This is a genomic window from Methylobacter sp. (assembly GCF_023227905.1).
Lineage (GTDB): Bacteria > Pseudomonadota > Gammaproteobacteria > Methylococcales > Methylomonadaceae > Methylobacter_A.
The window spans coordinates 1-19,103 of record NZ_JALOCF010000066.1 but is presented as its reverse complement, the minus strand read 5'-3'; the positions used below and the strand labels follow the sequence as shown (position 1 = coordinate 19,103).

Annotated in this window: 14 protein-coding genes; 6 read left to right on the top strand and 8 right to left on the bottom strand. The window is 50.2% G+C overall.

The features are described from left to right. The first annotated feature begins 859 nt into the window (after nucleotides 1-859). Both M0R47_RS19140 and M0R47_RS19135 read left to right on the top strand, forming a co-directional pair. Nucleotides 860-2,410, top strand: coding sequence for a SulP family inorganic anion transporter (locus M0R47_RS19140; RefSeq protein ID WP_292557787.1), 1,551 nt, complete (start codon nucleotides 860-862; stop codon nucleotides 2,408-2,410). 247 nt (nucleotides 2,411-2,657) lie between these two features. Beyond that, entirely contained in the window at nucleotides 2,658-2,927 is a 270-nt protein-coding gene (locus tag M0R47_RS19135; protein WP_292557785.1) for a hypothetical protein, read from the top strand. Nucleotides 2,928-3,827: 900 nt separating this feature from the next. Here M0R47_RS19135 and M0R47_RS19130 read toward each other — a convergent pair. The 8 genes from M0R47_RS19130 to M0R47_RS19095 all read right to left on the bottom strand — a co-directional run bounded on the left by M0R47_RS19130 (nucleotide 3,828) and on the right by M0R47_RS19095 (nucleotide 15,202). Beyond that, nucleotides 3,828-4,613 (bottom strand): hypothetical protein, encoded by a 786-nt coding sequence (locus M0R47_RS19130; protein WP_292557783.1) that lies wholly within the window; start codon nucleotides 4,611-4,613, stop codon nucleotides 3,828-3,830. Beyond that, the gene (locus tag M0R47_RS19125) at nucleotides 4,606-5,610 is read right to left on the bottom strand and encodes a GIY-YIG nuclease family protein (protein ID WP_292557781.1); all 1,005 of its coding nucleotides are present in this window, start codon (nucleotides 5,608-5,610) and stop codon (nucleotides 4,606-4,608) included. The genes M0R47_RS19130 and M0R47_RS19125 overlap by 8 nt, the downstream gene beginning before the upstream one ends. Nucleotides 5,611-5,693: 83 nt before the next feature. Further along, nucleotides 5,694-6,242 carry a hypothetical protein gene (locus M0R47_RS19120; RefSeq protein WP_292557778.1) on the bottom strand — a complete coding sequence of 183 codons (549 nt, stop codon included), beginning with the start codon at nucleotides 6,240-6,242 and terminating at the stop codon, nucleotides 5,694-5,696. Between the two features lie 59 nt (nucleotides 6,243-6,301). Beyond that, nucleotides 6,302-6,607, bottom strand: a complete 306-nt coding sequence (locus M0R47_RS19115; RefSeq protein ID WP_292557775.1) for a hypothetical protein — start codon at nucleotides 6,605-6,607, stop codon at nucleotides 6,302-6,304. An 11-nt stretch (nucleotides 6,608-6,618) separates the two neighbouring features. Continuing rightward, on the bottom strand, nucleotides 6,619-10,107 hold the full coding sequence (locus M0R47_RS19110) for a type I restriction endonuclease subunit R (RefSeq protein ID WP_292557772.1): 3,489 nt from the start codon (nucleotides 10,105-10,107) through the stop codon (nucleotides 6,619-6,621). A gap of 168 nt (nucleotides 10,108-10,275) precedes the next feature. After that, the gene (locus tag M0R47_RS19105; protein ID WP_292557770.1) at nucleotides 10,276-11,916 is read right to left on the bottom strand and encodes an ATP-binding protein; all 1,641 of its coding nucleotides are present in this window, start codon (nucleotides 11,914-11,916) and stop codon (nucleotides 10,276-10,278) included. Continuing rightward, entirely contained in the window at nucleotides 11,913-13,031 is a 1,119-nt protein-coding gene (locus M0R47_RS19100) for a restriction endonuclease subunit S (protein WP_292557768.1), read from the bottom strand. Before M0R47_RS19100 ends, M0R47_RS19105 begins: the two co-directional genes overlap by 4 nt. Continuing rightward, a complete protein-coding gene (locus M0R47_RS19095; protein ID WP_292557790.1) occupies nucleotides 13,028-15,202 on the bottom strand; it encodes an N-6 DNA methylase in 2,175 nt (724 codons plus the stop codon). The genes M0R47_RS19100 and M0R47_RS19095 overlap by 4 nt, the downstream gene beginning before the upstream one ends. A 319-nt stretch (nucleotides 15,203-15,521) precedes the next feature. On the opposite strand from M0R47_RS19095, the gene M0R47_RS19090 reads away from it, so the two are divergent. From M0R47_RS19090 to M0R47_RS19075, 4 genes are all read left to right on the top strand, one after another. Then, the gene (locus M0R47_RS19090) at nucleotides 15,522-15,896 is read left to right on the top strand and encodes a hypothetical protein (protein WP_292557767.1); all 375 of its coding nucleotides are present in this window, start codon (nucleotides 15,522-15,524) and stop codon (nucleotides 15,894-15,896) included. A gap of 66 nt (nucleotides 15,897-15,962) precedes the next feature. Further along, nucleotides 15,963-16,595, top strand: coding sequence for a hypothetical protein (locus tag M0R47_RS19085; RefSeq protein WP_292557766.1), 633 nt, complete (start codon nucleotides 15,963-15,965; stop codon nucleotides 16,593-16,595). Between the two features lie 673 nt (nucleotides 16,596-17,268). Next, the gene (locus M0R47_RS19080) at nucleotides 17,269-18,714 is read left to right on the top strand and encodes a phospholipase D-like domain-containing protein (RefSeq protein WP_292557765.1); all 1,446 of its coding nucleotides are present in this window, start codon (nucleotides 17,269-17,271) and stop codon (nucleotides 18,712-18,714) included. A gap of 29 nt (nucleotides 18,715-18,743) precedes the next feature. Beyond that, a partial coding sequence (locus M0R47_RS19075) for a hypothetical protein (protein WP_292557764.1) occupies nucleotides 18,744-19,103 on the top strand: 360 nt, incomplete at its 3' end.

Here is a 19,103-nt window from a genome sequence, read left to right as displayed (position 1 = left end):
ATAGCACTCAGCGGCTACGGGGGACCAGAGGAATTAGCCCGTTCACATAAAGCAGGTTTCGACCATCACCTGGTCAAGCCTTTGAACTTCACTGCCCTCTGCAACCTGCTTTCAGAACGGGAAATATAGGCTCTGTTGGCATCCGGGCCGGCAAGTTCCCGATATGAAGAAGGCGGGATGCCTCAAAGCCGAGCCCTGTCCCCCTGCCTGAAAGGCGCTACCTGATTAAGCCAGCCATTAAGCATAGCCATAAAAAGCGCAAAAACACTTGCCCATCTGCCGCCGCGCTATTTAAACGCTGTACCTCGGCAATATTCTATAAATCAGGCGTCTTGTGCATTAATGTCCTGTTTTAAAATGTTCCACGTTCAAGTTTCAAGCGCCGCTGATATCTTGAATAAGCTCGGAATCGCGTAACATCTAAACGCATCTGATTGCACAGGAACCTTATAACTTTGAAGCCTGATATGGTCATAAAGTCTAAAGGCTTGTTTGGTTAATTCTTTTGGCGTCACTGTGTCAAACTCCCTGTTTTATAAATCATAAATTGAATAAACATCCACAGCGACGCCACACTAATATAGACAACCCAACAGTGGTATATTAGAAAACACTCATCCGTTAATAAATTATTCTGCGTGGGAATCATTTTTATACCAAGACGAGATGTTCGCAGATTACCGGCGCAACAGGGTTAAGGAGATGTTGAAAAAGACCCTTTAGCGAAGCAGGGTACGCGCCGTACCATTTGCAAATGCCAAGCTATTACAAAGCATTCCGGCGGGTAATCCGTTTCGAGCATCAAAGTTTTCAATGGTATAGTTTCAATCTATCAAAACAAAAAGGCTAAAAAAGCGCAATGAGAGCAACGAGTATATTTAAAGAATTAAAAAGCGATCTGCCGGCAAGTATCGTAGTGTTTTTTGTGGCTGTTCCTTTATGCCTTGGCATTGCATTGGCATCGGGTGCACCCTTATTTTCCGGCGTTATAGCCGGTATGGTCGGCGGCATTGCGGTAGGTATCGCCAGCGGTTCGCCATTGGGCGTTAGCGGCCCGGCTGCCGGGTTAGCCGTCATTGTCTTATCCGCGATTACGACACTGGGTTCTTGGCCCGCCTTTTTGGTAGCCGTCGTTCTGGCCGGCATTATTCAGCTTATCATGGGCTTTGCCAAGGCGGGCTTTATCGCCTACTTTTTCCCTTCCTCCGTCATTAAAGGCATGCTTACCGGTATTGGGCTTCTGATTATTTTGAAACAGATACCCCATGCATTAGGGTACGATAAAAACGCCATAGGCGATTTTTCGTTCCTTCAAACAGGCGGAGAGACCACCTTCTCATCCATTGCCAGAGCTTTTGATGCCTTTACACCGGGCGCCATATTGATTGCCGCAATATCAATTACGATCCTTATGTTATGGGATGCGGTTTTAACCAAAAAACATAAACTATTTCAATTAATACAAGGCCCGATTGTGGTCGTTGTTTTAGGCATGGTAATGAATTACTGTTACCAACAGGGATTTTTGGATTTCAGTTTAACGACCGATCAAGTAGTTAATATTCCGGCTCCCAAAAACTTAGCCGACTTTTTCAACCAGTTTACCTTTCCCGATTTCTCAGCAATAACAAATTTCGAAGTCTGGAAAACCGCTTTTGTCATGGCGATTATTGCGAGTTTGGAAACATTGCTGTGTGTAGAGGCAACCGACAAACTTGACCCGTATAAAAGAATCACGCCGACCAACAGGGAACTAAAGGCCCAGGGCTTGGGCAATATTATTTCAGGGTTAATCGGTGGCTTACCTATCACCCAGGTTATTGTTCGCAGTTCTGCAAATATTTCGTTTGGCGGCAAAACCAAACTGTCCGCAATACTTCACGGCGTATTCATATTAATCAGCGCAATTACCATTGCCGAATTGCTGAATCTGATCCCGCTTGCCAGCTTGGCGGCCATTTTGATTATGGTGGGATATAAGCTGGCCAAACCGGCTCTTTTTAGACAGATGTACCGATTGGGCGATGAACAATTTGTCCCTTTTGCCGCGACTATTGTCGGCATTTTGGCAACGGACTTACTAAAGGGAATTACCATAGGCATCCTCTTCGGCATTTTTTACACTTTACGCCACAGTTACCGCAACGCTTATTATATGAAAGATGTCATCACTACAGAAGACGGGCAAGAGGTTCATCACATTGTTTTGGCGGAAGAAGTTACGTTTTTTAATAAAGCCAGCATAATGCAAGCTTTGGACGCCATCCCGGCAAATTCAAAAGTAATTATTGACTGCACCAAATCGAAATCAATTGCCTACGATGTAGTTGAATTCATACAGAATTATAGGTGTAATGCGACACTAAAAAACATCACTGTTGAGATCATAGGATTTGTCGAGCCTGCCTAAATATAGACAGCGGTGCGATCAACATCCAGCTTATGCCGGTTAGCTGTTCAAAGAAAACCTCGAAGACGGAGCCCTGCTAAAAAGCTAACCACCGGTTAGTGCCAGAGCAATTCTCCGGTTATTTAAGATCACACCCATTGTTAAACTCAATCTATTAATCAGTAGGCAGTGGCACGGGCTGGGTCCCGTTTGCCGCGCCGAGCACCGGAGCTTTCGCCGGGACACATCGGCAGGACAGCCGATTTGCATGCGTAGCACCCCTAGGGCTAGGCACAGGGATGTGCCGAGTGATTTTCAAGCGGCAACGGGCCGCCTGCTGACTCGCGCTCCTTGCCTACATAATCCACAGGGATGTGGTGGCAGCGAGATTGCTCCAGGCAATCTTGCGGCATTTCCTCCACCCGTAGAGGTCAATGCAAGAGCAATTGCCGAGGAGCAAATATCTGTCCATGTAGGCACAAGGCAGGAGCAGTTGCCGAGGCGGCGCAAAAGAAAGTATCTCGCCTTCGGGGGCTAGACCTCGATTCAAGCAAGCGTCGCGGCAGCGACTTCTTAAACCACAAGGTCCGCATCCCAGACGGCATTCCTTGGTAGCACGCGGGAACGAGGCAATTTATTTTTAAAAATTTAGGCGATGTTTCTAACTAACAAAGAAATGCTCTAGGAGGCTGTCGGATTATGATTCACAAAAAAACAGTAAGTTATTGAAACTGTTAAAAAAATATTTTTCTGGCATTTTTCACCAATAAAATCCTTATATATCGATTTGTTATATTTTTATAGCTTTTAAATCCGACAGCCTCCTAGAGTTGAATTAGACGCAATGGAAAAGTTGTGTATTTACTTCGGTTGTTCAGTGGGGAGCTATTTGAATATGTCACCGATGGGCCCCATAAACCAAATGAGGGCTAAGACTGAAAACTCTTTATGGACATTAAGTGATTTTAGATGCATGGCACATACAGGGCACATAGCCAAATATGTGGTTTGGGAAGTGAAGCAAAAATGGCGCGCCCGAGACGATTCGAACGTCCGACCACAGCCTTCGGAGTGCTAATCCTCCAATATCTAAACACTCTGCAATACATCGGAATACGCTAGAACCCGCATTCTACTTAGTGTCTAGCCGAGTATCAAGTTGCTGAGGTGTTATTGAGGTTGATTCGTGTAGTGCCCAAATTGGTGCCCTTGAAGTCTCTCTCTAAATCCATTGATATGACTTGCTTTAAATGTATTTTGGATATGGCTCTTTCTGCTGGTTTAGAAAGTTAAATCTGCATTAACTCCAGCGCTAGTTTACCGAAGGTATTAATCCTATGGGTGATGATGAACACAGCAAATAACTCGTCCTATACTGTCAACAGGTTGCGCTATTGGTTGGTCCTGAGCGTATGCTCGGTATCATAAACGAAATCAATTAAATCGCTGTTGCCCCCAAAATCCAGCCCTCGACCTCTGCTACTCCGCGTAAATAAGACGACAGAGCGGGGTTGAGAAAATCAATTAGTTGGTTGTCATGATCAGCTTGTCGCATCCAGGCCGCAATACTGTATGCGTCGTGTTGGTCGGGAGTGCTATTTTCAAGAGCGAACTCTCTCTTATAAAGAGCAGGATAGGCTTCGACGATTGCGGATCGGCCGGGTAGAATTTGCCATCCATCGAAGGGCCAGAAATGTATTTTTTCGCCTAAATGTTTGCGCAAAAAGTGTAGCCAAGGAAGACCGGCATGAGTAGATTTGGCTACAGAGCCTTGTACATCGAAATGAAACACCGATTTGGCGCGGCAGCGTTCCTCGCAGATTCGGCGCCATCGAGAATTTCCGATTCGTGCATCGCCGTTACCGACTGAGCCATCACGAACAAAGTCGACATAGACGTGGTCTTGGTCGGTCGGCCAATGATTCTGGAAATCTTCCAAAAAGCTCGGCCAGTCCGGCAAGAGGTGATGAACTTCAAAATAGCGCAACGGAAACGAAAAGCCATGATCAATACCAACTAGCGTGGGGATATCTTGCGATAGTGTTTCCAGTAACCATTCGGCTATACCACGCCGAGTCCAATATTTGCGAGGACTGGGTGGTGGCAGCACTTCCTCTGGTAAAGCATCGCCATACGCCTGGTAAACTCGCAAGCCTGTAAGACTGGAAGTTGGTGTTTTGGCGCCGGAATAATCGATGCCGATATAACGATCAAAGCTACGCATAGTCGGCTACTATCTCTTCTGGACAAGAACTTAGATTCTCATTGCTGATATCACCCTCTACTGCAGCATTTTGTTCAGCTTCCCATTCTGCGTAAGTTTTTCCACTGGCGAGTTTCCAAGCGATGCGGCCGTTTTGACTAGAACCGCATATTACTGATGCAGCCATTGAGGGTGATGTAAATTTGCAATCTGCAGTGAAAACAAAGCCATCAGCTTTAGCAGTCAAAATTTGGTCGGTTAGTAATTGGCTCCGGATTTTGCTGGCGCCTTTGGGGATGGCTGTTTTTTCCGTGAGATGAGCCTTGGAATTTTTCTTAATGATCCATTCGCCAGTAGTGCCCGAAACTGCTGCTATTGCCGAGAAACCACTTCCAGAAAAATAAAAGTCTGGAGACACAGCCAAGCCAGACTCTGTAGATCCCACTGCACTTTGCTCGCCAGGTGATTGACTTGTGATTGATTTGAACAAATCCCAGCCCAAGGCCCCAGTTAACATCATAGATTGATCGATAAATTCATCCATCGCCGCTTGGTCTGGCTTCGGCAATTTACCGATCTCTGATGGCTTTTGGTTGTTGATTAGGGTCCAGCGCTTATTTTCGCTGGCTAGCCTAATCAATCTGGCTTCAACATATCTGGCATGAGATTTGGTCAGATTTTCGTCTTTGCTAATCAGCGCAATGGTGTCTGTCCAAAAATCTAATTTATCTTTGGTTTTTTCGTTGGTGTTATGGAAATCCAGCCTTTTGGACACATCTTCAGATTCACCTATATAAGCTATTTTGCTATCCGGGTCGTTCGGGTTTGAGCCTAAGAGAAGATAAACTCCGGGACGCGTAGTTTCTTCGAACTCCCTTTTCACACGTGAAAACTGACTCCGCCGACAGGCAATTGCCTGTATCGTAGACATCGTAATCTGGGCCATCCGTATGCCATCCGGATTGCCATCTAAAAGAAAGATATTGATAGATCTCGCTCTGTTATTGTTATTAGCCATCTTAATTATTGTGTTTTCTGGGGCGAAAGGATTATTTTTTCGTTATTACCTAAAATGGAGAAGCCGATATTCGAGTACTGGCATCAATGCATAGCACCTTTAAACATGACGGCATCAATCTTGAGAACCGAGTGTGAGTCGAGCTGGCTTCCCAGCTCATAATACATCTCCACGTATTCCCTTATACGGTCAAGTTGTTCACGCAAATGGCCTTGAAATGACTCGTCGGCCGACACAAAGGGGTGTTCCATCAAGACCTGAAGTTCATTGGCCAAGTGCATCATGTCGCTATAGCAATCTGTCTGCAGCGCCTTGGCAAAGTCCTGAACTGCAAACTGGTAATCCTGTAATTTTTCCAGCAAAGGCTGATAAGAACGGCTCGACGCCATGAATCGAAATTTCCAAGGACCAACTACAGATGCGTCGGTTGCGCGATTAACGCTATCTTGATCAGCGACCGACAGTACTATCCATGCCGTATCGGCAATCATTTTTACCGATCCCGCTAACCGATAGGATGCTGCGTACAATCCACATGCGACACTAAATGCGCTCTTTTCATCGGCTTGATCTGCCAATTGTGACAAAGAATCGCCAATTGAAAATAACTCAATGCAATGTTTATCGAGCATAAGCGACGCTGTGCTCTTAAGTGTTTTTCGTGCATTACTGCATGTCTGCTGCCAAGTCGTCATTTATGGTTACTCTGGAAAGCATGCATAATTGACCAAACATCCAGATAAGCATCATGGCGATCTGGATCTGAAACTGTCGATTTGAAATTACCATAATCAATATTCCGGATAGAGTCCGCAATGGCATTCGCTACCTGTTCCCGGTCTATTCTTGCCCGATAGCGATAATCGCTCCCGGCTCCCATTTGCACCTCGGCATCTGGGAATACCTGTCCGATGTCGCCAGCCTGGCGGGCGCGAACCAACAAGGTTTTGCCGCTGGGGTCGCCCTTGTCGACAATCGAGAGAAAAGATTTATTCATGAACAACCACATTAAGCATTCTCCTGATTGAAAATTCCGCCGTTTACGCTTTGCTGCCAGACATGCTGGAAAACACGTTCCGCAACGTGATTTTTGTCGTCAGATGAATAAGGCGGCTCAGGAAGCGTTTGATAGATATGATCAAGAATGAAGGTTTTTACTTCGGCTTGAGTCTGCTCTTTCTCGGTCCATTGATCGAGTGGCCCTAGCAGGCGCAAAATATCGGCAAGCAATTCACGGCTGGCTTCTTTAACCTTTTCCCGCTCCGATTTTGACAGGTCGCCGCGCCGGATGAGGTCGAAAATGGCTAACTGTTCCTCGCTCAGACTTTCTTCAACCGTACGCTGTTGTTCTTGATCCAGGTTCTGAATTAAATCCATGACCTTGGCGAAAGTTTCCTCAATGGTGATGCGATCCTTGTCCCGGTTGTAATCGGCGATAATCTCCTGATATTTTTTGTAATAATCGATGCGCAGGGGATTCTTGGCGAGCATTTGGGCAAGCTTTTGCTCAAGAATTTCGAAAATATCCTGTAATGCCGTCGCCTTTCTTTTCACTTTCTTGGCGAACTCGTCACGCAATTTTTCCATGTCGATCTGGCTCAGGTCGTATTGTTTGCTTTCGACATGATCGTCACCGGCGTTTTCGGCCCGAATGGCTTCATTCACGATCCGGTGCAACTCCTTCAACAAGGAGGTTACGTCCGCCGTATCACGCCGCTCCGACAGTTTCTTATAGATGGCTTCGATATTGTCATGCCGTTCCGCATAAGTAACTATCGAAGGCTCAGTCAGCAATGCCTTGAAACGGCTAAATACGACCCTGGCCAATATCTCGAAGCGCCGTTTGGATTCATTACCGCCTGTGCTCGCGCTTCCGCCAGTTTCGACTTCGGTTTCCCCCGAGTTCGCTCCCGCATAAATCGCTTCGACCGCATCCTTCAGCAGCGCTATGCGGGTAAAACCATTGCTGCCCAATAGACGTGAAGGATCAAACCCAAGCCCCGTCAGATGCGCCTCGGTAATTTCAATCGCTTCCTGCAGCGCCGCCACGCGCTCTTCGATAGGCGCGACAATTTCTTCGCCATTGCTGCCGTCATCTCCCAGTGCATATTGCGCCAGCGCTTTCCGCAATGCTTTCAGCATCCCGTTGTAATCGACGATAAGCCCGAAATCCTTGCCGGGATAGCGGCGATTGGCGCGGGCGATGGCTTGCATCAAGGTATGCGCTTTCATCGGTTTATCGATATACAGCGTCGATAGCGATTCCACGTCAAAACCGGTCAGCCACATTGCGCAGACGATGGCTATGCGGAAAGGATGTCCTGGATCTTTGAAAGCCGACTCCACATCCACCCGCTTGCCGTCCGGTGTTTCAAAACCGAGTTTCATGCGCTTGCGGTGTGGGATGATGTCGAAATCCCACTTCTTGAAATCAGCAACTTCGTTCTGCGCTTCGCTGATAATGATTTCTATGAGAGTTTGCTCAATCCATTTTGTCTTGGTCAACAAACGGTCGCGTTGCGCATAGAGCTGCTGTCGGGTCACCTCGTCGCTGGCTGCGTTGATCTCGACTAGCTTGGCCTCGGCCTCAGCGCGTATTGCGATGCCTTTGGCTTGCCATAATGGCTCGATCAATTGCAGCATCCGCGCGCAGGTAATTTTATCGATGCACACCAGCATCGCCTTCCCGGCTTCCCAGCGTGTCGTGCAATGCTCGACGAAATCGACGGCAATTTTCATTAGACGTTCATCGGCGGTAATGACTTCATAATCCTTGCCGAGTAATTTTTCCAATAGCGCGTCTTGATCGGGATTCAATTCGGCTTTCTCAATTGCCTCAGCGATTTTGTCGTTCAGATCCAGCTTGGCTAATTGTAGTTTCTCGCCCCGGTTCTCATAGACCAGTTTGACTGTGGCGCCGTCTTCCTCACTGCGTTTGAAGTCATAACACGACACATAATTGCCGAAGATGCGCTTGGTCAACTCGTCGTGCTTGAACAATGGGGTGCCAGTAAATCCGATAAACGCCGCATTTGGCAATGCCAGTCGCATATTTCGCGCCAGCTTGCCGGCCTGGGTCCGGTGCGCCTCGTCGGAAATCACGATAATGTCGTCCCGTTCGCTGTAGGGCTTTGCTGGATTCACATCCTGATTGAATTTATGGATCAGGCTGAACACATAGCGGTGATTCTGCTTCAGCAAAGCCTCAAGGTCCTTGCCCGAACCGGCTCTCGGCGTGTTGTCATCGGCAATGCCGCAGCCGACGAATGTCTTGTAAATCTGGCTGTCCAGATCGTTGCGGTCGGTCATCAGTACGAAAGTAAAATTGCCGGGGATGGTACGACGCACCTTTTCGGCAAAAAACGCCATTGAATAGGACTTACCGCTGCCTTGCGTATGCCAGACCACGCCGAGCCGTCCCAGATCGGGATGCGCCCGCTCGATGATTTGCAGGGTTTGTTTTTTGGGTTTCGTGTAAGGCTGGACGGCAGGTTCCGCTGCTTTAAGTTGAAGTAATTTTTGATTTGTCGTCGCTTTGTCCTGGGTGGGCAGCTCAACCAGTCGGTGTTTCAAGCGTTCTTCGGGCGGAAACAAATTTTTTAAGTCTTCCTGGCATTTCGCCGCCGCTACTGCCCTATTCACCCCAAGCACTTGGTGATTTCGGGCGACCACTTTACGCACCGTGCCGGGTTTGCTGGCATCGAAGAGGATAAAGTTTTCGACCAAGTCCAATAGCCGGTCTTTTGCCAGCATCCCGTTCAGCAAAACCTCGGCATCGAGGCTGCCTTCATCTTTTTCATCCAGCCGCTTCCATTCGCCGAAGTGTTCCCACTCGCTGGTGATCGAGCCATAGCGGGCTTTGTCGCCGTTGCTGACCACCAAGAACGCATTGTGATGAAAGGCATGCGCAATGACGTTCTCGTCCAGATAATCGCGCAAATTGCCGTCGAAGCCGGCGCGGATATTCTTGTAAACCGCCTTGAGCTCAAAAATAACCACCGGCAAGCCGTTGACGAAACACACCAGATCGGCGCGCCGGTTGTAATGCGGTGACCTGAGACCGGTGATTTTAAGCTCCCGCACCACCAGAAAACGGTTGTTTGAGCTGAAAGGCTCATCAAAATCGATCACCGCCGCTTGCGCGTGACGCAGCTGGCCTTTTTGATCGCGGTAGCTGACCGGTATGCCGTCCCGAATCAGCTTGTAGAATGTTTGATTATGTTGCAGCACTGAGCGGGAAAAGTCATAGCGGGTAAGCTGGGTGATCGCTTCCTCAATCGCTTTATCCGGCAGCTGTGGGTTCAACTTGACCAGTGCAGACCGTAAATCCCGCATCAGTACCACTTCACGTTCGTTGCTGCGTCCCAGCGTTCCTGACGCGCCGAAGGTCTCCTGATTCCAGGCATAAATACTGTCCCAGCCAAGATTGTTTTCCAGGTGATCGGCAAAGGTTTGCTGTACCAAACGGTCTTCGCTGTTAATGTCGGTGTAGGCCATAAGTGTGTTTTTAGCTCGGATTGGCTCAAATTTGGTTCATTTTTACCTTGGACAATCGCCTTCTTTTCCTTTTTAATCATTAACTTACAATGAAAATACAAATGGATTTTGGCTCAGTGCAGATCAATAACGGCTGTTATTGGGCCGTTTTTGAGCCAAAATAACGCGTCAATTTTTATCAGGCAGCCGATACCGAGCAGCATTACGCTCTCCTTCTTTAATGATCACACCATGTTGCGTCAAATCGGCCAGAGCGCGCTTCAATTGTGAACGATTAATCTCAGTTCCGATACGATGACTGATTTCCCCAATTTTAGAACAAGGATAACGACGCAAATCCTCCCGGATCAGCTCCTGGAGCCGATGCGGTTCAATGCGCTTGAGAGTTGTCGGTAGTTTGATCTGGGATTCGCGCAGTAAACTCGGCTCAACGAAATAGCGGGTTGCTTTGGTTCTCCCCGTGCTTTTTATCAAACCGATATTGGATAGTCTACCAAACCAGGGCGATAAATCCGCACTCTCTTCTAGCTCCAAAAGCATGGCGAGCTCTCTCGCCGTCATCCCCTCAGACAGCGCCAGCGCACCTAGCGTGATGCGCTCACGTTGCGTCAATTGAAAACGTCCGTCGGCCTCATCGACCAGCCGCATTACATTGGGTTTTAAAATACGCCGCTGGATCGTGACCTTTACCCAATCCGATCCTTCTTCGGGCACAGGGGCTGGACGACCCGAAGACAGTAAAAGATCGTAAAGCAAATCGAAACCGCTGCCTTCTTTTTCCATCAATCCCAGATCGTGGAATACGCGCGCCAGGCCCTCGTTACGGCGGCGACTGGCGTGCAGGATGTTTTGCGGCGTTACGCCCAGCGGCAGGCGGCCGGGATTCACCACTTCGAGCCGGTCCGGGTATAGGTTGAGGAATATGTCGCCGCGCTGAGTATAGGGCCGATGCACCAAGGCATTGACCAACAATTCCCGAACCACTTTCTCATCGAATGCGGGCACCTGGCGCCGGAACAGTCCCTCGGCGATTTCATAACTTTCGCGGAAGTCGGTGACTTCCTTCCAGACGGCATACACCAGTTCCACCGGCGACAGAGCGTAGTCGTCCCACAGCCACTTGTTGATTTTCTGGCCGAAGTCATCGTACTTGATCGCTTGCACTAAAGGAGCCGTGCCCAAATGACGCCGTTGACTGGCCGTGCCCAGCAACAAAACGCCCAAATGCGTTAGCGTTAAACCTTCCGCCAACCCATAATGTGTTAGCAATTCATCGGCGCTTTTTTCCTTGACCGGTGCCTTGACCCGGTCCGAGGCGCGAATCGCCGAAATAAAATCGGCCTGTTTAGCTGGATCGGCCTCGCCGCGCGGAACCCGGCTGTCCATGGCCTCCCACGGCAACCCCGGCCGTTCGTTTGCCAGCCGCAGCACATCGTCGCCGACGACCGGCTTGCAGGTATCGCTGATCCGCATGAAATAGCGTCCGTCGCAGGTCGATGCGACGCCCATCGAACGGGAAATGGCGAGTTCTATGTATTGCCCGCCGTTTTCCGCCTTCACGATTCGCGGCAGCGCCTGGACGTTGACGGTCAATTCGCCGATGCGCTTACGCAAGCGTTCGATCAATTCCGGCGCTACGTTTTGCCCGGCTGGCGGCAATGTTTCGCCGTCTTCAATGCCGATCAACAGCCGTCCACCCTGGCCGTTGGCAAAGCAGACGCAATCCTTGGCTATTTCATCCCAAGCGGGCGCCCTGCCTGTGATGGTTCGCAACGATTTGCAGTCCGTGGTCTGATCTTCCAGGCTCATACGGCAATTTCTCCGCTCATCAGGCGCGGCAGCAGCAGGTCGCGGGCGGCGCGGAGTTTTTGGTTGGCGAATGTTAAGGATTTTAATTGAGCGATGATTGGTTGAATCACATCGTCAAAAGCACTCAGCAGCCCCTCAGGCGGTAAAGGAACAGGATACGCTTGCATCTGCTTCCAGTCGGCACGGGGCATTTTGGAGCCTTCCTTCATTTGTTGTGCAGTTACAGCAACAAATTCGTCGCTCGACACGGTCATCATCACTAATCCATGCAGCTTTTCATCTATAGGGCGCATCACGATAGTATCGGAAGATGCAACACCATCAACAAAAGCCACCCCTACCTTGTGGAAATAAGGACGAATTTTCCCGAACAGAATTTCACCTGCTTTAAATCTACTTTTGCTGCTTGTGACTTTCTCAACCGTATCCCATTCATTGAGGGCAATGGAGCGTCGAGGCATATGCTCGAGCCCTATATAAGGCGTATCTGGTTCTAAGGAACTAGGAGATACTAACTCGCGAATTTCTTCACATAATTCGCTTAGCGTCTTTCGTTCCCATCCATCTGGCACACCATCGACGATGTGAGTGTGCTCATAACCCGGAAAGCGCAGGCGGACGAACCATTCGCAGTACAGTAGCCGCGCCGATTCTTCCAGCAGCGCCATCCGCCGCCGATTGTTTTCGATAAGGTCATCGTAACTGGAGAGTACCTCTGTGATACGGAGTTGTGTTGGGTAATCTGGAGCCTGAACTTTTATCTCGTGAAGAACATTTCTGTCAACTCCGGGTACAGCCGCTTTATCACTCTGGTAGTCTTTGAGGACGTTCTTTAAAAAGTAAGCTGAAAACTGTGGATCATTTCCTTTAAAGTCGATAACGTAAAGTGAGGTATTCAATGGCCAATAGTCTTGTGTCAGATAGAACACTTCACCAAGTGTCCCATATCGGCCGGTGACAACTCCAGGAGCTGTTGCTTTGGCCTCTTTGTGATAGCCAGTAATTCCTGATGAGGATACAACGGGTACATCACCATCTTGCCTGGATTGTGCAGGTAAATCATGCCCACGTTTGAGCGTCATCACATCGCCAAGACGGCATGAACGCCAGCTCATATACCCAATTCCTCGAAATTCTCCTGAATCTTCGCCGCCAACTCGAAAGCCTCCCGGTTCAAATCGACCAATTCAATATGAATGTCGCGTAATGTCTGCTCGAAGTCGAAATCCTCATCGACTTCCGGCGGCGCGACGCCGACATAACGGCCCGGCGTCAGGCTCCAGTCGGCGGCTTCGATTTCGGCACGGCTGATCACTTTGCATAGCCCCGGCACGGCACGCATCTGCGCCTCCGGAAAACGTTCCTGCAGCCAGACAATCTGGCGATGGAAGTAGGCGGCCAGTTTCAACTGTTCCACGGCCAGTTTGCGTTCTTCGTCGAGTTGCTTCACCCGCTTGCCGGCCAGGCGGCGGTCGTAAAATTCCGATGCCTCTTCGATGGCGGCTAATTCATGCGCCAGTTGCGTACAGCGGGCGACCAGCTTGTACAGCAGGTCTATCTGCTTGACCATGCCTTTGGATTTTTCCGACAACGGCTCAAAGGCTTCACGGGCAGCGTGTTGATCCGGATTTTCAGACGGCAGCGCATCCTGATAATCGCGGCGAAAATTCGCCAAGCCATCGAGCAGGCTTTTTCGGTCGTCGCGGTAGGCGGTTTCGGCGGTTTTCAGTTCGGCCAATGCATCGTCCAGTACTGACTTTTGTTCGGTAGTGGCAACTTCCAAGTCTTTAAGGTCTTCGGCAAAATCGCCGAGTTGATCCCGCAATTCGTTCAGTCCGTTTTCGAAACGGTCCAGTTCGCCGGGAATCGTGGCGGCTTCCTCGTTGAGCTTGCCCAGATAGTCCTGCACCAGGCCCAGAAAACGGTGATTCTGACCCCGATACAGCCAGACGATCGCAGTAAGGTTGGCGAGTTGTTCGGGGCTAAAGTCGTAAATCTTGCGGGTCACCTTGCGGTAGATGTTGCGTGCATCCAGCATCAGCACCTGGTCTTTGCGTTCCTCCGGCTTGGCGCGGTCGAAATGCCAGAGTTCGCAGGGCACGGTGCGGGTATAGAAGAAATTGGAACGTATCGCGATCATCACGTCGACATCGCCAGTCTCGACCAGCTTGCGGCGGACTTCCGCCTCGCCGTGGCCGGCGCTGCTGGCTTGCGAGGACATAACGAAACCAGCGCGGCCTTTGTCGTTCAAATAGCTGTGGAAGTAGGAGATCCACAAATAATTGCCGTTCGATACAGTAGCCTTGTTTTTCTTGGGGTCGTTCTCGCCTTTTTTGCCTTTGCCCTTACTGATGCCCGGCAGACCGAACGGCAAGCGCCGGTCGCCCTTGATGCGGTCAGCATCGACCATATCGACATTGAACGGAGGATTGGCCATCACGAAGTCGCAGTTGCCCCATAACGGACGGCCGTCCTGTAGCCGGTGCAGATCGTCGTAGAAGGAATTGGCTTCGCGGATGTCGCCTTCCAGGCCGTGCACGGCCAGGTTCATTTTGGCCAGCCGTATCGTGGTGGCGGTTCTTTCCTGTCCGTAGAAAGTTACGCGCTGCATTGTATCCAAACCTTCATGCTCGATGAAGTGGCTGGACTGCACGAACATGCCGCCGGAGCCGCAGGCCGGATCCAACACGACTCCGTGATCGGGCTCGATGACGTTGACGATGGTTTGCACCAGAACGGGCGGCGTGAAAAACTCGCCGTTATCCTGCGCCCCCTGAATGGAAAACTTCATCAGGAAGTACTCATAAATCCGCCCGAACACGTCGCCGGAAGCGGTGCGCAGCGCCTCACTGTCGAATATCCGCAGCAAGTCTTCCAGCAGGGTGTCGTCGAAAATGTGGTAGTCTTTCGGCAGCTGGCCGGCCAGTGGTTCGAAATCGTCTTCAATCGCGCTCATCGCCTCGACCAGGGCTTCTTTTAATTTTTTCCCAGAAGGCAGCTTCAATAAGTAACCGTAGCGCGACTGCTCCGGCAGCATCAGCGCCCGGCGTTTGATGAAATCGGCTTTTACCAGCGGCCGATTCGGTATCTTCCCCGCCGTCTTGTCGGCTTCGATCTGACGCAGCGCGGCTTCATAGCGATTGGTGGCATGACGCAAAAAGATCACGCCCAGTACCGGCATGCAGTATTCGCTGGAAGTGAGTTTGGAATTGGCGCGGAGTTGGTCAGCGGCTTCCCAGAGATTGTCTTCGATTTTGGTAATGTTGTGCAGGGCGTTGGTGGTCATCAAGTTTTTATTATCCGGTGTCGATTGCGCGGTGATGCTTGCGGAAGCTCATGTCGACTAATCCTCGGCATGAAACGGTGCAATCGGCAATTATTGCAATTTCCTTTTGAGCGAGGCCGCTACTTTACTGATTTTTGCTCATTTAGACAATCTGGCAGAGTAGCCCATAAGTATATCCTTGGGGTTATTTGAAAATATGTACTTAAAAACTTTTTACAGAATCCACGTGTAGTTTCGTAATGTTAAGCTGAATTTTCATGGTATATGAAAAGCAAAGCAGGATTTTCATATTTTTAATAGCAATAACTTGGAGATCATCATGAATAGCGGAAAAATTTTAATCACCCAGATCGGCGGCGAAGGCGGCGGGGCCAGCGTTTATGCCCGGCAAATGAAGGACGCTTTGGTATTCTGGCACGAAGGGTGTTCTTGGGATGTGGATGACGATGTCTGGTTGGATTACCACTCAGAACCAGTTTCTGACCTTAAAGACGCCTTGCCCTCCTGGTGGATGAACGCACATCCTGTAGAGATCCATCCTTTGTTCATTCCTTGGTTCAGGGAGCATTATCTGTCTTTTCAGAGCTGCTGCCAGGACGCTGAACATGACACTTGCTGTTTTGAACAGAATCATTGGCTGGAAATTCTGGAGCCCAAAAATAGCAAAATTACCGGCTATTTTTCTGAAAAGTAAGGTCATGTCCTTGGCATGTCGTGACTCCAGAGTAAGGGTTGATCAATGCGAGGAGTCAACACTTCCATGCCCAAAACTTTAAAAAAATCAGAACAACTATCCGAAGCAACTCCAGATCGTCCAAGTCGGGAAACCTTAGTCGCCCAAGTCGCAATTCGCCCAACTTTCCTGGCCGCCAATACCATCAGTGCTTTCAATCAGGTGCTCGGCGAGATCGACCTGATGGGCATGGCGGGCGAACTGGAAGAGCAGGTCAGCCTCATCAAGAAAGGTGATATGTCGCGTGCTGAAAATACGCTGGCCTCCCAGGCTATTGTGTTGGACACCTTGTTTAACACATTGGCCGTAAAAGCCCTGAAAGCACCGGGTCTTGAGAACCAGTCCGTTATGCTGAAGCTGGCCCTGCAGGCGCAGAAGCAGTGCAGCCAGACTCTTGAGGCCTTGGGAGCCATCAAAAACCCTCCTGCGGTGACGGTGGTACGGCAAACGAATATCGGTCAGGCCGTCCAGGTCAATCATGGTACCTCCGACGAAATAACAGCAATAAATTTGGAAAACGAACTATTGGAGCAAGATAATGGCCAACGGCTGGACACCAGAGCGCAGAACGCGCCAATCTCTGCTGATACAAACTTGGCAACCATGGAAAGGCGCCACCGGGCCAAAGACAAAAATTGGAAAAGCCAAGTCGGCGCGTAACGCCGACAAAGGGATGGATTGGTCGGCTTTGCGCAAGGTGCGAAAAACACTCAGAGCGCAAAAACGATCGCTCCAATCTCTCGATATTTAGAATAAGGTCAAACTGTCAGACAGATTTTTCCTCCAATAAAAAACTCCATAGGGTATGGTATATCTATAAAGCTGTCCGAATAACGACAACAGATCGGTTAAAAAATGAGCTGACTTGTCCATATAATGACAACGAAAAGCACTAACGAGGCTGTGAAATAAACGACTTGTCCGAATGGCGACAACCTCTGTCCTTATAGTGACAAGTATTTTTATTTTTTCACCTGTTTTTTCTGATAGTTTCGAACATTAGTTTAGATTTAACCTAGCAACGATCGTCTCAGTTCGACCCTTTGCGGTCTGTCGCCTAACGTGATTCAATGACAGCAATTAGATCATTACTAGTCATAATTTTTTCATCACTGATGATATACAGAAGGAAAAACTCACATATCTCGCAAAATGATTACTGGCGTGCCATTCAAGGATGGCATTGAAATAGAAACCACCGACCGGATCGCCGCTTGATCAATATCTGAACACCAAATTTGACGATAGCTCAGAATCAATACATGCTGCAGAATTTTGCAGCGCATCACTTCAACCGACTGGAAACGGGCAACAACCTACGCCTAATCGAAACATGGAACTCAAGGCTCACTTTTCAGACCTTCATAAGGTCATCATTGGACATCTGGAACAGGCAGAAACCGAGATTATCGGTGCTATCGCCTGGTTCACGGACAGGGACATCTTCGACGTGCTATGCAGGAAGGCCCAATCAGGGGTCAAAGTAGCAATCGCCCTGATCGGCGACGAGATCAACCAGGGGCGGGGGGGATTGAATTTCCAACGGCTGGAGAATCTTGGCGGCCAGGTCATCTTCCTGCCCCCCGGCAGCCGCGACGAGCCGACTATGCACCACAAGTTCTGCGTCATCGATGGCCTCACGGTCATTAACGGCTCCTACAACTGGAGCCACAAAGCACGCAGCAACGATGAAAACATCATGGTCGCTACCGATGCAGCGGCTTTCGCGGCCAAGTACCTAGCTGCCTTCGAAGGGGTAGCCGCGCGCGCCGGTCAGGGTAGTTTTGTGATTGCCGATACCGATGCTGCCAGGCGTCGCCTGGAGATGATCCGAAACCTGATCATGCTCGGGGAGGAAGCCGATGTCGCACAACAGTTGGGCAAGCTGCGCCCGGTAGCCGAAGTCCTCCAGCTGGAACGTATCATCGACGCGCTCGACAACGGCGAATATCGCCTGGCGCTCGAGGCAATCGAGACCTATCTACGTAGAGCCACAGCCATCGTGGTTGCCGGGCAATACGAGATTCCCCGCCTGCGCTTACAGCTCGAAGCCCTGGAGCTGCGCTTGGAATCCATAACCGACGAAAAGGCGGAGTTGGAACGCAGACTGATTACCTTCAATCGTCGCCACGACGACGCGTTGGGTGGCTTGATCCAGCGGGTACTGCAAGCCCGGGCCGTGCATGCGCGGCTGTTGGCGAACGCCAATACGCAGGATGCGGAATCCGCCGCGGCCGAAGCGGCGGCCGAGGAAGCCGAACGCGCTTACGAAGAATACGCAGAGCAGCATGAGGAACTCCAGCATACTGAACCCCTGCCCCGTCTCGATGCCGAAGCGGAGCAGGAACTCAAGCAGCTCTATCGCAAATCCTGCCGCCTGTGCCACCCCGACAAATTCGGTGACGACATGAAGGAGCGCGCGCACACGGTTTTTGTCGAACTTCAGGCCGCCTATCGGAGCAATGACCTCGCTTGGCTCCGGGAGATCCACGACACGCTCAAGGCAGGCGGCCTGCCGGACGCGCGCTCGCATACGCTGGGCGAAGTCGAGTCGCTGCGAGCAGCGATTGCCGAACTCGAGTACGCCATCGCCCGACTAGTGGCCGAGCTTCGGGAGTTGCAGGCCAGCGACGCTATCCGGATGATGACTGCGGCCGGCGCCACCGAGGCCGACTGGCCGGTATTCTTCGAATGCCGACGCAAGGATCTGGAAACGCAATTGGAACGGATCGAGCAGGATATCCACGCGCTACAAACAGAAGAAACAGTTACACCATGAGCGAAGGTAGCATACACAGAACAACACTCGTGCCCCGTGCGGCGAGCCAGCTAGCCCAGGTACTGACCGCTGGTCGGCAGTTAGGCATCGCTGCTCAGCTCAAAGACGACATCGATCGTGACCGGCTGGTCGCCCTCCTCAAGCGAATTCCTTATATAGAAATCATGAGCTTGCTATCCAGGTCGCAGCCCTTGACTGCCGAAATGCTCAAACGCTTCGAAATGCAATGGGCTTGGGATGGGCTTTCCTGGAATGAAGGCCTGCCTTGGTCGATCGAGCTGATCGAGCGCTTTGAGAAGCGCTGGGATTGGGGGTTGCTCTCCAAGAACGAAGGCTTGCCTTGGTCGCTTGAGCTGATCGAGCGCTTTGAGAAGCGCTGGGAGCGGGGG